14 protein-coding genes are annotated in these 13,938 nt (G+C 69.1%); 6 read left to right on the top strand and 8 right to left on the bottom strand.

What is annotated here, in order from left to right:
- Positions 1–53: 53 nt before the first annotated feature.
- From HTY53_RS18990 to HTY53_RS18980, 3 genes are read right to left on the bottom strand one after another with little or no spacing between them, the layout of a single operon-like run.
- Positions 54–3,194 carry an efflux RND transporter permease subunit gene (locus HTY53_RS18990; RefSeq protein ID WP_174108065.1) on the bottom strand — a complete coding sequence of 1,047 codons (3,141 nt, stop codon included), beginning with the start codon at positions 3,192–3,194 and terminating at the stop codon, positions 54–56.
- Between the two features lie 13 nt (positions 3,195–3,207).
- The gene (locus HTY53_RS18985; RefSeq protein ID WP_174108051.1) at positions 3,208–4,389 is read right to left on the bottom strand and encodes an efflux RND transporter periplasmic adaptor subunit; all 1,182 of its coding nucleotides are present in this window, start codon (positions 4,387–4,389) and stop codon (positions 3,208–3,210) included.
- Between the two features lie 42 nt (positions 4,390–4,431).
- Entirely contained in the window at positions 4,432–5,802 is a 1,371-nt protein-coding gene (locus tag HTY53_RS18980) for a TolC family protein (protein ID WP_174108064.1), read from the bottom strand.
- 368 nt (positions 5,803–6,170) lie between these two features.
- Here HTY53_RS18980 and HTY53_RS18975 point away from each other — a divergent pair, with 368 nt between their 5' ends.
- Positions 6,171–6,935 carry a sulfite exporter TauE/SafE family protein gene (locus tag HTY53_RS18975; RefSeq protein ID WP_174108050.1) on the top strand — a complete coding sequence of 255 codons (765 nt, stop codon included), beginning with the start codon at positions 6,171–6,173 and terminating at the stop codon, positions 6,933–6,935.
- A gap of 37 nt (positions 6,936–6,972) precedes the next feature.
- On the opposite strand, the gene HTY53_RS18970 is transcribed toward HTY53_RS18975, so the two are convergent.
- The gene (locus tag HTY53_RS18970) at positions 6,973–7,587 is read right to left on the bottom strand and encodes a DUF938 domain-containing protein (protein ID WP_174108049.1); all 615 of its coding nucleotides are present in this window, start codon (positions 7,585–7,587) and stop codon (positions 6,973–6,975) included.
- A gap of 124 nt (positions 7,588–7,711) precedes the next feature.
- Between HTY53_RS18970 and HTY53_RS24955 the strand changes: the two genes are divergently transcribed.
- The 3 genes from HTY53_RS24955 (at position 7,712) to HTY53_RS18960 (ending at position 8,958) form a co-directional block, all read left to right on the top strand.
- A complete protein-coding gene (locus tag HTY53_RS24955; protein ID WP_274383326.1) occupies positions 7,712–7,846 on the top strand; it encodes a hypothetical protein in 135 nt (44 codons plus the stop codon).
- A 141-nt stretch (positions 7,847–7,987) separates the two neighbouring features.
- Positions 7,988–8,605, top strand: coding sequence for an IMPACT family protein (locus tag HTY53_RS18965; RefSeq protein WP_174108048.1), 618 nt, complete (start codon positions 7,988–7,990; stop codon positions 8,603–8,605).
- Positions 8,602–8,958 carry a 2Fe-2S iron-sulfur cluster-binding protein gene (locus HTY53_RS18960; protein WP_174108047.1) on the top strand — a complete coding sequence of 119 codons (357 nt, stop codon included), beginning with the start codon at positions 8,602–8,604 and terminating at the stop codon, positions 8,956–8,958. The genes HTY53_RS18965 and HTY53_RS18960 overlap by 4 nt, the downstream gene beginning before the upstream one ends.
- 11 nt (positions 8,959–8,969) lie before the next feature.
- Here the strand turns inward: HTY53_RS18960 and HTY53_RS18955 are convergent, their stop codons facing one another.
- The 4 genes from HTY53_RS18955 to HTY53_RS18940 form a co-directional block, all read right to left on the bottom strand.
- Positions 8,970–10,124, bottom strand: coding sequence for an extracellular catalytic domain type 1 short-chain-length polyhydroxyalkanoate depolymerase (locus HTY53_RS18955; protein ID WP_174108046.1), 1,155 nt, complete (start codon positions 10,122–10,124; stop codon positions 8,970–8,972).
- Between the two features lie 117 nt (positions 10,125–10,241).
- Positions 10,242–10,997 carry a sulfite exporter TauE/SafE family protein gene (locus HTY53_RS18950; RefSeq protein ID WP_174108045.1) on the bottom strand — a complete coding sequence of 252 codons (756 nt, stop codon included), beginning with the start codon at positions 10,995–10,997 and terminating at the stop codon, positions 10,242–10,244.
- 9 nt (positions 10,998–11,006) lie between these two features.
- On the bottom strand, positions 11,007–11,369 hold the full coding sequence (locus HTY53_RS18945; RefSeq protein WP_174108044.1) for an antibiotic biosynthesis monooxygenase family protein: 363 nt from the start codon (positions 11,367–11,369) through the stop codon (positions 11,007–11,009).
- Positions 11,370–11,429: 60 nt separating this feature from the next.
- A complete protein-coding gene (locus HTY53_RS18940; RefSeq protein ID WP_174108043.1) occupies positions 11,430–12,572 on the bottom strand; it encodes a cytochrome P450 in 1,143 nt (380 codons plus the stop codon).
- Positions 12,573–12,675: 103 nt separating this feature from the next.
- On the opposite strand from HTY53_RS18940, the gene HTY53_RS18935 reads away from it, so the two are divergent.
- Together HTY53_RS18935 and HTY53_RS18930 are read left to right on the top strand one after the other, a co-directional pair.
- On the top strand, positions 12,676–13,374 hold the full coding sequence (locus tag HTY53_RS18935; protein ID WP_174108042.1) for an ArsR/SmtB family transcription factor: 699 nt from the start codon (positions 12,676–12,678) through the stop codon (positions 13,372–13,374).
- 59 nt (positions 13,375–13,433) lie between these two features.
- Positions 13,434–13,937: a DUF6630 family protein gene (locus HTY53_RS18930; protein ID WP_174108041.1), complete on the top strand. Its 504-nt coding sequence runs from the start codon at positions 13,434–13,436 to the stop codon at positions 13,935–13,937.
- Position 13,938 lies beyond the last annotated feature (1 nt).

Below are 13,938 nucleotides of genomic sequence, written 5' to 3'. Positions count from 1 at the left end.
GGGAGAGGGTTGGGGAGAGGGTTGGGGAGAGAGAGGTGGTTTCGCAACGCCCCTCAAACCACCGCCGCATCATCCCGTCGTACATCCTCGGCACCGCCAGCAACCTCATCCTCCTCCGCCGCCTCGTCCGGCCAGCTGCGGCTGACCATCCATTCGTACAGCGTCGGCAGCACGATCAGCGTCAGCACCGTCGCGGTGATCAGCCCGCCGATGATCACGATCGCCAAAGGCCGCTGCGTCTCCGAGCCGATCGCCCGCGAGACCGCCATCGGGAACAGGCCGAGCATCGCCAGCAGCGCGGTCATCAGCACGGTCCGCAAGCGGTCCATCGACCCGGCCAGCACCGCCTGGCGCAGCGGCAGGCCCTGGTCGCGCAGCTGGTTGAAGTAGGTCACCATCACCACGCCATTGAGCACCGCCTGGCCGAACAGCGCGATAAAGCCGATCGCCGCCGACACCGACAGCGGAATGCCGGTCAGGAACAGCGCGAACACGCCGCCCACCAGCGCGAACGGGATGTTCGACAGGATCAGCGTCGCGCTCTTGAACGATTTGAAGGCCTGGAACAGCAGCAGGAAGATCAGCAGCACCGACAGCGGCACCACGATCGACAGCCGCGCCATCGCGCGCTGCTGGTTCTCGAACTCGCCGGACCAGCCGATCTTGACGTCGTCGGCGTGCACGTTCTTCGCCACCAGCGCCTGCATGTCCTTGACCACGCTGCCCATGTCGCGATCGTGGATGAAGACGCCGATCGAGGTGGTGCGCTGCCCGTTCTCGCGGCTGATGTTCATCGCGCCGGAGGCCGCATGGAAATGCACCAGCTGCGACAGCGGCACCTGCGCCCCCTCGGCGGTCTGCATCAGGATGTTCGGCAGGTTCGGCAGCTCGCGCTCGTTCGGCGCGAGCCGCACCACCACGCTGAAGTGCTTCTCGCCCTCCCACAGCTCGGTGGCGGCCTTGCCGGCCAGCGCGGTCTCCATCAGGTCCTGCACGTCGGCCACGTTGATGCCGTAGCGCGCCGCCTGGGCCCGGTCGAAGTCGAGCACATACTGCGGCAGCTCGCCGTCGCGGTCGATGAAGGCGCGCATCACGCCGGGCACGGTCTGCACGTTGGCGAGGATCTGGTCGGCGACGCGCTTGTTCTGCTCGAGGCTGTCGCTCTGCACCTTGATGACGATCTGGCCCTTGATCTGCGAGATGCTCTCGAGGATGTTGTCGCGCACCGGCTGCGAGAAGTTCGGTTCGATGCCCGGCAGCTTGCGCAGATTGGTGTTGATCTCGCCGATGATGCGGCGCTTGTCGAAGCCCCGCCGCCACTGCGCTTCCGGCTTCAGGTCGACCAGGATCTCGACCGTATTGATCAGCTTCGGATCGGTGCCATCGTCCGGCCGGCCGACCTTGGAGATCGTCGACTTGACCTCCGGCGTCAGCCGGATCGTGCGGCGCAGCCGGGCCGCCTGCTCGCGCGCCTCGTCGGTAGACACCGAGGCCGGCAGGTCGAAGCTGACCCACATCGCGCCCTCGTCGAGTTCGGGCAGGAACTCGCTGCCGAGCAGCTTGCCGACCCCGGCGGTGACGACCAGCAGCGCGACCGCGCTGGCCACAACCGCGCGCTTGTGGTCCAGCGCCCACGCCAGCATCGGCGCGTAGGCGCGCTTGCACAGCCGCACCACCGTGTTGTCGTGGTGGGCGATGTCCTTCTTCAGCAGCAGGTAGCACAGCAGCGGCACCAGCGTCAGCGACACGATCAGCGAGCCGACCAGCGCGCCGGTCACCGTATAGGCCATCGGCGCGAAGATCTTTCCCTCGTGCCGCTGCAGCGTGAAGATCGGCAGGTGCGCGGCAATGATGATCACCATCGAGAACACCGTGGGGCGGCCGACTTCGGTGACGGCGCGCGCAATCGCTTGCAGCCGCGCGCGGCTGTCGCGGATCTTCTGCTCTTTCAGTTCGCCCAGCCGCTTGAAGATGTTCTCGACCACGATCACGGCGCCGTCGACAATGATGCCGAAATCCATCGCCCCGAGCGACAGCAGGTTGGCCGGAATGCCGACCCAGGTCAGGCCGATGAAGGTCGACAGCAGCGCCAGCGGAATCACCAGCGCGACGATGGCCGCGGCACGGACGTTCGCCAGGAACAGGTACAGCACCGCCATCACCAGCAGCGCGCCCTCGACCAGATTGCCGAACACCGTGTGCAGCGTCTTGTCGATCAGGTCGGCGCGGTCGTAGTACGGCACGATCTCGACACCGCGCGGCAGGATCTGCTCGTTCAGCTGCGCGATCTTCGCCTTCAGCGCGGTCAGCACCTCCGACGGGTTCTCGCCCTTGCGCATCACCACGATGCCCGAGACGATGTCCTCCTCGTCGTCCTGCGCCATCAAACCCTGGCGCGGGGCGGCGCCGACGCGCACATCGGCGATGTCCTTGACCAGGATCGGCGTGCCATTGACCTCGGACACCACCACGTTGGCGATATCGGCCGAGCTGCGAAAGCTCCCCAGCGAGCGCAGCAGAAACTGCTGCCGCCCCTGCGCGACCGCGCCGCCGCCGGCGTTCGAGTTGCCGCGCTGCAGCGCCGCGAACAGCTGCGCCAGCGAGATATTGGCGTCTCGCATGCGCGCCAGATTCGGGTTGACCTCGTACTGCTTGATGGTGCCGCCGATCGTCACGAGGTCCGCCACGCCGGGCACCTGCCGCAGGTTCTTCTCGACCACCCAGTCCTGCAGCGTGCGCAGCTCCTGCGGCGTATGGCCCTTGCCGGTCAGCCGAAAGCGGTAGATCTCGCCGATCGCGGTCGACAGCGGCGCGAGGTCCGGCTGCACGCCATCGGGCAGGTCGACGCCGCGCAGGCGCTCGATCACCTGCTGGCGCGCGGTGACATCGGTCGCCTTGTCGTTGAAGGTCACCATCAGATAGGACAGGCCGAACTGCGTGTGCGAGAACACCCGTACCGAGTTCGGCGTGCCGGCCAGCGCCGTCTCGATCGGAATCGTGACCTGGCGCTCGACCTCCTCGGCCGCGCGCCCCGGATACAGCGTGATCACGTTGACCTGCACGTCCGAGACGTCGGGGAAGGCCTCGATCGGCAGGTTCTTGAAGGCCGCCAGGCCGCCGGCGACGAACAGCGCCAGCCCCATCCAGACGAACAGCTTCTGGTGCAGCGCGAAATGGACGATGCGCGAGATCATGACGCGGCCGGCCTCATTGAGCTTGTTGGCGCAGCGCGGCCTGGGTCGCGCTCGCATCGCGCAGGATGTCCTGCAGATAGAGATTGCCGTCGGTCACCACCTGCATGCCGGGTTCCAGCCCGGCCACCACTTCGGTGACGCCCGGCAGGCTGGCGCCGACCTTGACCTCGTGCCGCTCGAAGCGATGCGCGTCGACGCGCACGAACACATAGTGATGGTTGTCGGCCAGAAACACCGCCTTGGCGGGCACTGCGATGCCGTCGAAGCCCGCGGCCTCGATCCGCGCGGTGACGAACATCTCGGCCTTCAGCTTGCGCTCCGGGTTCGGCACCGACAGACGCACCTTGATGCTGCGGGCGGCCGGATCGACATAGTCGGCGATCTTGACGACCCTGGCGGGGAAGGACTCCCCCGGATAGGCGGCCGAGGTCAGCGTCACGCTGCCGCCCGGGCGGAACAGCGCCAGATCGGCCTCGGCCGCGTCGAGCTGCGCCCACAGATCGGCGGGATCGGTCAGCAGAAACAGCGGCGCGGCCGGCGGCTGGTCCGGGCGCAGCTGCATGCCGGGATTCAGATTGCGTTCGACCACGAGGCCGGCGATCGGCGCGCGCAGCGCGAAGCGATCCGGCGCACCAACGCCGACGGCCCCCGGCTTGCCGAGTTCGCCGCCGACCTGCCGCAGCGCCGCCTGCGCGCGCTGCAGTTCGGCACTGGCGCGCGCGGCCTCGGCCTGCGCCTGTTCCAGATCCTTCTGCGCGACGATGCCGGCACCATACAGCTCGCGTTGCCGGGCCAGGCCCTTGGCCGCCAGCGCCGCATCGGCGGCCGCCTTGCGCGCGTCGGCCTGTGCCGCACCGAAGTCCGGCGAGGACAGCAGCGCGAGCGGCTGGCCTGCGGCCACGGTGGTGCCGGGCTGCACCAGGATCTCGGCGACACGACCGGCGAACGGACTCGTCACGCGCACGGTACGGTTCTCGTTCCAGACCAGCCGCCCGGGCAGCGTCAGCACGCGCTCGGCGCCGCGCCGCACGGGCTCGGCGCTGATGCCGGGCAAGGACCTGACCGATTCGGGGAACACGATGCCCGTGCCTTCGACGCGCGGCAACGCGGACTCCGGTTCGGCCTTGCGGCCGCATGCAGTCAGGCTCAGCAGCGCGCCGAGCAGGACGATCGTCAACAGGGAACGGAAGGACATGGCGTCGGGGATCGGGAGATCAGGAAAGCCGGACGCGGCCGGCTAGTGGACGGAAAGGTAGGGCGCGACGTCCTGCAGCGGCAGATCGGCAGCGCCCGCCGCCGCACCGCTCGCCGAGGCATCGTCGGTGCGCGTGGCAGCGAGATACGCGGACAGGGCCTTGGCATAGGCGCCCCGCGCCTGCGCGGCATCGAGGCGGGTCTGCCTCAGTGCGCGGCGGGCATCGAGCAGTTCGAGCACACCGATCGCGCCCTTGCCGAAGGCGAACTCGGCATCGGCGGCAACGCGCTCGGCCGCGGGCAGCACCGCCTCGTCCATCTGGCGCAGCGACTCGCGCGCGGCATCGAGCGCCGTGCGCAGCCGGCCGACCTCGTTGCCCGCGGCCAGCAGCACGCGGTTGCGCTCGTCCAGCGCCGCGTAGTAATCCACCTCGGCGCGCTGCGCCTCGCCGCCATAGCTGTGGCGGACATACAGCGGGATGCTGACGAACACGCCGAAGCTGTTGCCGCTGCCCTGCTGATTGGTGGCCGAGGCCGGATAGCGCTCGGCCTGCGCGCCGACGGTCACGTCGGGCACGCGTCCGGCACGCGCCAGTTCGCGCGCGGCCGCGGCGGCTTCCAGGCGCGCCTGCGCCGCGGCCACATCGGGCCGTGCCTGCAACCCCTGCTCGTCCGGCGCCGGCACCGGTTCGGCAAGGCCCGGCCATTGCGGCGACAGCACGACGTCCTGCAGCGTGCCCGGGATGCCGATGCGCTGCGCCAGTTCGGCCAGGTCGCGCTGATGATCGGCGCGCGCATCGCGCCAGTCCGCGCGGGCGCGCAGTGCATCGAGTTCGAGCCGCGTCACGTCCGCGCGCGACAGGTCGCCGGCCTTGTAGCGGATCTTGTTGGCCTGCTCGGTGCGCTCGTACAGCGCCAGCGTCTGCGTCAGCACGTCGACGCGCTGCTGGCTGACCGCCGCATCGATAAAGGCCTGCTCCAGCGCGGCGATCTGCTGCACAGTGGCCGCCTGCACTTGCCGGCCCGCCGCCACGTTGGCCGCCTGCGCGGTCTTCACGCGCAGGCCCGCCTTGTTGGCGGTTTCGATCACCTGGTCGATGCGGGCCGTCGAATCGACGGCCTTGTTGCGCCAACTGCCGGCGCCAACGCCGGCATGCGGGTTGATGTTCTCCACACCGAGACTGAGCACGGGGTTCGGACGCTGCCCGGCGATCTGGATATCGGCCTCGCTGGCCTGCACGGCGCGGCGTGCCGCAATCAGATCCGGATTGCAGCGCAGCGCGAGCGAGCGCGCCTCGGGCAGCGTCAGCGTTGCGCCCGCGGTGGGCGCACGGCATTCGCCATCCGGCTGCCGTGCAACGGCAGCGGGCGGCGGCGCCGCAGCGGCGAAACACGCCGGCGCGCCAAGCAGCATCGATGCGGCGATCGATGCGGCCAGCAGGCGGAGGTGGGCAAGGCGATGACGACGGACATGCACGATGACAGGCTCGATTCAGGCAACGCAGACACGAAGCGCGCCGGCGATGCCGGCGGGAGGCGACCGTGCGGCCGCCGCTGTTGGCGCTGTTGGCGCGGTATCAGCGGCCCCGGCACGATCTCCGGCGGCATTGGAGCGAAGTCGGATTTCAATCGGCTTTCAAGATCTTGACGATTAGCTTGCAGCGCGCGATTCCGAGGGAATGCCCTGACGTCAGCCGTGTGCGCGCTGCCGCCATGTTTTATGATCGATACTTTTGCGCGGGCTGCCGTGGTGGCGGCGCGCCATCCTCCAAGCCCTGACCGATGCCCGATATTCCGCTGCTCCCCGCGCTGTTGACCTTCGTTCTCGGCGGTGCGCTCGGCGCAGTCGGCGGACTCTTCGGCATTGGCGGCGGGCTGATTGCGATTCCGGCTCTGGGCCTGCTCTATGGCATGGACCAGCAACTGGCGCAAGGCACCGCGCTGGTCATGATCGCGCCCAACGTGCTGATCGGCTTCTGGCAATATCGCCGCCGCGCCGATATCGCGCTGCGCACCGCGCTGGTACTCGGCCTGTCGGCGGTGCTGGCCACCTATGTGGGTGCGCGGCTGGCGACGGCAATGGATCCGGTGCTGCTGCGGCGGATCTTCGCGCTGTTCATGATCGGCATGGCCGTCTATTTCATGTGGCGGCTGTTGCCTGGACGCGCCGTCACGGCGCAGCAGAACCGGCTGTCGCCGCGCTGGATTCCGGCGGTCGGCGTGGTCGGCGGCGCGCTGTCCGGGTTCTTCGGCGTCGGCGGGGGCGTGATCGCCGCGCCGGCGCTCGTCGGCCTGTTCGGTTTCCGCCAGGCCGCAGCGCAAGGGCTGGCGCTGGCGCTGGTCACGCCCGGCGCGGTGGTCGCGCTGGCGACCTACGCGCAGGCCCGCCACGTCGACTGGGTCAGCGGCATCCCGCTGTCGCTCGGCGGCATGCTGACGATCTCGTGGGGCGTCGCCCTCGCGCATCGGATGCCGGAGCGCCATCTGCGCGCGTGGTTCTCGGTCTGCCTGATCGCGACGGCAATGGTGATGCTGATACGGGGCTGAACCGTTGGGCCGCGCGACCGGCCCTGTCCGCTACCGGCTAGTTCCTTCGAAACACCACGCTGAAATTGTTGGCCGGCATTGGCACCGCTTCGTCGAAGCGCAGGCCGACGCTGTCGCCCAGCGCGATGACGACCTCCATATCCCGCACGCCCCAGGACGCATCGCTCGCGCGCAGTTGCTCGTCGAAGATCGCATTGCTCGGCGACGTGTGCTGGCCGTCGCGGCGGTAGGGACCATACAGATAGAGCACGCCGCCGGCCGGCAGCACGCGCGCCGCGCCCGCGAACAGCGCTTCGGCGGCCTGCCAGGGCGCGATATGGATCATGTTGATGCAGACGATGGCATCGGCCTGATCGATGCCCCAGTCGGCCTGCAGCACGTCCAGCGCCAGCGGATCACGCAGATTCGGCAAACCCGCCTCCACCTTCCACGCCGCGATCGACCGCCGCGCGGCAGGGTCCGGATCGCTGGGCTGCCAGATCCATTCTGGATTGGCGGCGGCGAAGTGCCTGGCATGCTGGCCGGTGCCGCTGGCAATCTCGAGAATGATGCCGGCAGGCGGCAGGACGCGCCGCAGTACCTCCAGAATCGGCTCGCGGTTGCGTTCGGCGGCGGGGGCAATGCGACGGTGATTGGAATGGGAGGGATTCATGACTGTCGGGACGCGGTGCGTTGGGGCAAGGCCCACAGCGTACCAGCAAGCCCTCACGTCGTTCGATGTTGCATGCCTTCCCGATGAGATGCACGATGGCGAGCTCTTCGACAGGAGATGCGCCATGGCCAACCAGATCCAAAACTCCAAACATCGTGTCCGGCGGGACAACGAAATGCGCTCGGATATGGAGTTTCAGGAAAAGGTCCGTGAATCCCTCGCCGACAACGGCCGGCAGTGCCCCACCGACAAGTCATGAACGAGGCCCAGGCGCTGATAGATCGAAAGCGACTTGCCCTATCGAGCGTAACCGGAAGCGCCAAGACGGTCTCGTGATCCAGCATGCAGCGGCGCTGAGATACACTGGCCGCGCCGTAGCCATTTCCCCGCTGTTGCCGCCTTGCCTACCTACACCCTCTCCACCCCCGTCCACGCCGAGCTCGATATCCGCAAGAGCCGCTTTCTCGCCGTTGCCATGCCGGTCGCCGATCGCGACGAGGCGATGCGCGTCGTGCAGTCGCTGCGCGCCGAGCATCCCACGGCGACGCATGTCTGCTGGGCGCTGCTGGCCGGCGGGCAGTCCGGCATGTCGGACGATGGCGAGCCCTCGGGCACCGCGGGGCGGCCGATTCTCGAAGTGCTGCGCCATCACGAACTCGATGGCGTGCTGGCCGCGGTGGTGCGCTACTACGGCGGCATCAAGCTCGGTGCCGGCGGGTTGGTGCGCGCCTATACCGATGCGATCGCCGCCGCGCTGAAGACTGCCGAGCGCATCGAGCGCATTGCCTATGCGAACCTGGCCCTCGAGGTCGACTATGCGGACGAGGCACGCGTGCGGCGCTGGCTCGAACAGACCGGCCATGCGCTGGCCGACAGCACCTATGGCCCCACGGTAAAGCTGGTGGTGAGGCTGCCCGCCAGCGAAGTCGAGGCCGCGCGCGTGGCGCTGCGCGATGCCACCCATGGGCGCGCGCAATTTCCTTCGCCGGCGGAGCCGGACAGCGAGGCACGGCGATGAGCGAGACCTCCAGCGAGCCGGTCAGCGAACCGATGAGCGATCCGAACAGCGATCCGAACAGCGCGTTGCCGCTGCGTGTGCGTATCGCACCATCCGGGCTCGAGTTCACGGCCGAGCCGACGCAATCGATTCTGGAAGCCGCCTTGCGCGCCGGCATTCGATTGCCGAGCTCCTGCCGCAACGGCACCTGCCGCGCCTGCCTGTGCCGGCTGGCGTCCGGCACCATCCGCTATCGCATCGAATGGCCGGGCCTGAGCGCCGATGAGAAGGAAGACGGCTATCTGCTGCCTTGCGTCGCCTGCCCGCAATCCAATCTGGAAATCGTCGCGCCGGGCGCGCAGCGGCAGGACTGAGCGCGCCGCACTCAGGCGACGGCGCGCCTTCGTACGGGCGCCGGCGCGACCGCGGCAAAGAACGCCCACGCGATACGCAGCGCATCGGGCCCGGACGGATCCGCATACGCCTGGCTGGCCGCGCCGCCGCTCCACGCATGGCCCAGCCCTTCGACCCGTACCAGCCGGATATAGAGCCTGCCGTCGCGGCGCCAGTCATGCACCGCGACCGAACGGCGTTCTCCCCGCCGCAGCAGGCGCACCGATGGGTGGGCCGCGGCGGCCGGCAAGGCGCCGGGCGTCGATAGCGACAGCCACAGCGTCGCGCTGGCGATCGCGTTGTCGTACGCGACCACATGATCGGCATCGCCATGGATCAACAGCAGCGGTGGCGGTGTCCCGCCGCGCAATTGCAGTCGCAGCGCCTGCAGTTGCGCGTCGGTGTGTCCGCTCAGCGAGCCGCGCATCACCCGGCCGGCCTGCGTGGCATTGCGCGCCAGATGCGGCGCCGCGCCCGAGTGCGAACCGACGGCGACGAAGCGGTCGGGATAGCGCAGCGCCAGCATCAGGGCCATTGCGCCGCCGGCGGACAGTCCGAGCAGATGCAGTCGGTCGCCCTGCACCGGATGCACGCGGCAGACATGGTCGATCATCCCCATCAGCAGACTGGCCTCCGCCGCGGCCTGCGCCTCGCCGCGGAACCAGTTCCAGCATCGATGCGCATTGGCGCGAGAGGACTGCTCGGGCAGCAGCACGATGCAGCGGCGCGCACGCGCCAGAGCGGCCACGCGCGTGCAGGCGGCGAAACTGGCGGCATCCTGCCCGCAGCCATGCAGCAGTATCAGCAAAGGCGCGGGCCGCGCTGCGCCGACGCCCGGCGGGATGAACAGCCGATAGCGGCGTTGTGCCAGCGGACCGAAACCCCAGACTCCCTCCTGCCATCGACCGCCGCCGCGGGTGGTCGGCGCCGGCACCGGCGATGTGACACCGGACAGCACGCGCCGGGCTTCCTTGCCTTGATGCGCGGCCTGCGTGACGGAATGCGCCACCGTATTGGCAACGGTGCGCGCCACCGATCTGGTGACGGTGCGCGCGACCGTGCGCTGCATCTGCTGCATCTGGCGGGCAGCGGTCTTGCCAAGCTTGGCCCAGGGATTGACGGTGCGGCGGCGGCGAGGGGTCGGCATCGGTCAGCCTTGCGCTTTACGCTTTACGGTCCGCGGGTCGGGACCGAGGCCATTATGCGGCAAGCCGGGACGCGGCATGCCGATGCGATATGCCATGCCCGGCAGCACGGCGTGCGCTCAATGCCAGCCGCGCCAGGCGAGATCCGCCCCGAGCAACAGCAGCCCGATAAAGAACAGGCGCCGGAACAGCGCCGCGCTGATCCGGTTGCGCAGCTTCTGACCCAGCCACATGCCGGCCAGCGCGGGCACCAGCGTCGCCAGCGAGGCGCCCAGCACCGGCGCCTGTCCGAGCACCCCGTGCATCAGCAGATTGATTGCCAGCGCCACGGTCGATACGGTAAACGACAGGCCCAGCGCCTGCACCAGTTCCTCGCGCGCCAGACCCAGCCCCTGCAGATAGGGCACGGCGGGAATCACCAGCACGCCGGTCACCGCGGTGATCGCACCGGTAGCCAGGCCGATCAGCGGCGCCAGCCACCGCTCATGGGCCGCCGGCACGTACAGCTGCCACGACGACAGGCCGACCACGGCATAGGCGATCAGCGCGATCCCCAGCGCCGCGGTGGCCTGCTGCATCGCCGACGGCGGCGCGAGCGCGCCGGCCACCAGCGTCCCCACGACGATGCCGAGCAGCATCGGCCAGAGCCGCATCACCAGCGCACCGAAGCGCGGACCCGCGGCCAGCTGGACCATATTGGTCACCATCGACGGCGCGACCAGCAGCGCGGCAGCCTGCATCGGCGGCATCACCAGTCCGAGCAGGCCGACGGCAACCGTCGGCAGGCCGAGTCCGACTACGCCCTTGACGAAGCCCGCCAGCAGGAAGGTCAGGCCAATAAACAGCGCTTGTGCGACCAGCGTATGCGAATCCATGCCGCGCCCTCACCGACTGTCGGACGCGGCATCGTGCACGGCACGGCTGTCGCCCGGCGCCTGCTCGCGACGATGCATGCCATAGTCGCGCAGCACCTGCGCCACACGCAGCCGGTAGTCGGCAAACACGCCGCCACGACCGGCGGCCTGGGCATGCCGGTGCTCGACGGTATTGCGCCAGGCCTGCACCGCCGCCTCGTCGCGGAAGAACGACAGCGACAGCACCTTGCCCGGCGTGCTCAGGCTCTGGAAGCGCTCGACCGAGATGAAGCCATCGATGGCTTCGAGCGTGGGGCGCAACTGCGCGGCGATATCGAGATAGGCGTCCTTCTGCCCGGGGGCGAATTCGACTTCAAAGATCACGGCAATCATTGGGCGTCCTTTGGCGGGCTTTCGTGCAAATCAGGATCAGAGGGTCAGAGGGTCAGAGGGTCAGAGGAAATGCGGGATACGGGCGTTCAGCGATGGGCGGTAACGATACGCCTTTGCCAGCGCGGCCGGCGCGATGCCGTGCGCCAGCAGCGCGGCGACGGTCGCTTCGGCCAGCGTCGCGGCCAGCGCGTCGCCGGGACATCGATGCGCACCGTGGCCGAACGTCCATTGGCGTTCGGCCGCAGTGTCCGAGGACGTTGGCGATTGCAGCGATTGCAGATCCGCCACGGCCGCAGCGGCGAGCAGCACCAGGATGCCGTCGCCCCGCCGCAGCGGCACGCCGCAGACGCGCGCGTCCTCGGCCAGGAAGCGGCGCGTGTTGTGAATGGGCGGATCGGCCCGCAGCACCGCTGCCACGGTTGCCGGCAGATCGTCGGCCACGTCGGCATCGCGCGCAAGCCATAACAGCGTATTGCCGATCAGCCCGGCGGTCGCCTCGCAACTCTGCACCATCAGGCCCAGCAGGTTCGCGGCGATCACGGTGTCGTCGACACCGGCTGCGCGTGCGTGCTCGCGCAGCGTCCGCGTCCACGGCGTATCGGCACGCAGAGGCAGCGTCTGCAGCGATGCCGCCGCATCGATGCCGGCCGCGATCTCGGCCGGACCTGCCAGCGGCGACATTGCCGCGGCAAAGCTGGCGATCAGCGTGGCGATCCGGCCCACGGTGGCTTCGTCATCGATGGCCGCGAAGCCGAGCAAACCCGCGATCGCAATCACCGGCAGCGCGCTGCTCCAGCGGTTCGCGGTCGCGGCGTGATCGTGCGTCACGGGAAGCAGGCGCGCCCATGCCGATGCAGCGGTGCGCACCTCGCCCAGCTCCAGGCTCGCCAGCTGTCGTTGCAGCACCGCCTTCAATGGCGCATGGCTCGGTCCGTCATTCATGCGAATCAGCCGCGCGAACAGGTTGCCGGCGGGCGACCGCGCAAGCGGGGGCGGCACCGGTTGTCCCGGCGGCCGCACCCGGCATGCCGGATGCGACAGCACGGCCGCCACCTCGGCCGGGCCCGCAGCGACCCACAGCATCAGCATGGCGTCGCGGTGAAACGGCTGCATGCGGGCGAGTTCGCGATAGTAGGGATAGGGATCGGGATGCGTCGCGGCCGTCAGCGGGTCGGGAGGCGGCGTCGTCGGGTCCAGGGTCATGGGTTTCACAGCGGCTCACGGCGGCTTCACGGCCGGCAGGGCAAGGTTGATATCGGCAAGTATCGGCCTATACTGCGATCGTTGTTTCACCGTGGAATGAACTATGGAATACGCACCCAGCATCAGTCAGTTGGCCGGCCTGCTGGCCGACCCGGGCCGCGCGGCGATGCTGTGGGCATTGATGGACGGCAGCGCGAGACCGGCCGGCGAACTCGGGCTGATCGCGGGGCTGTCGGCCTCGTCGACCAGCGGCCATCTGGCGCGGCTGGCAGAGGGCGGCCTGCTGGCGGTGGAGACGCACGGCCGCAATCGCTACTACCGGCTGGCCACCCCCGAGATCGGCGTGGCCATCGAGGCCCTGGCCGCGGCCTCGCAGGCGAGCCGGCCGCCCCGGCTGCGCGCGGTGCCGCCGTCGCGCACCGCGCCGGCGACGCTGCGCCACGCGCGCACCTGCTACGACCACCTGGCCGGCGAACTGGCGGTCGATCTGTTCGCGCGCATGGCGCGTTCGGGCTGGATCCTGGTGCGGGACAGCGCGGTGGAACTGTCCGAGCACGGCGCGCACGGCATGGTGCAGCTCGGCGTCGATCTGGACGGCGCGCGCCGCAAGCGCAGGCAGTTCGCCTGTACCTGTCCCGACTGGAGCGAGCGCAAGCCCCATCTGGGCGGCGCACTGGGCGCGGCCCTGCTCGATGCGATGCTGCAGCGGCGCTGGATCGAGCGCACGCCATCGTCGCGCGCGCTGCGGGTGACGCCGCGCGGGCTGCAGGAAATCGGACGGCTGGCGCACCAGGCGGCCTGATCGAATCGGCACACCAGATCGGCACACTGGCATTGCACACGGACGCGGGAGGGCTGAGCATGAATGGAGTCATCGACGACGAGTCGCGCCAGGCAGTCGAACGGCTGCTCGGCATGATCAACTTCGACGACGGCGCGATGGTCGACAAGCAGCTGGCGCTGCTCGACGAGGCGCTGGAGGAAGCCGACGACACGGTGGAAGGCGTCGAACTGCTGTCGCTGGTGCAGGACGTGATCGACTGGGAAGCGGGCTTCCAGGTCGAACAGAATGACACCGCGACCTTTATCGACTGTCTGAACCAGCTGGCGGCGCGCGTTGCGCTGGTGCTGGACTGGGGTGTCGACGATCCGGAGGACGAGGACTTCCTCGGCAGCACCACCGTCCCCGAACTGATGGAGCAGGCCCACGAGCAACTGCGCGCGGCGGGCATCACGCTATGGCACTGGGAGATCGGCTCGGGCGTCTACGCGGGCTGGATCGCGCGCGCCGAGGACGATGACGAGATCCTGGCGATCGGCGAGACGCTGGGCATCGAACTGCGGACCGGCGATCAGCCGTTCTGAT

It is taken from the genome of Cupriavidus gilardii (assembly GCF_013314895.1).
GTDB classification, from domain to species: domain Bacteria; phylum Pseudomonadota; class Gammaproteobacteria; order Burkholderiales; family Burkholderiaceae; genus Cupriavidus; species Cupriavidus gilardii_C.
The sequence above is the reverse complement of the archived record's forward strand: the minus strand, read 5'-3'. Positions and strand labels throughout refer to the sequence as shown.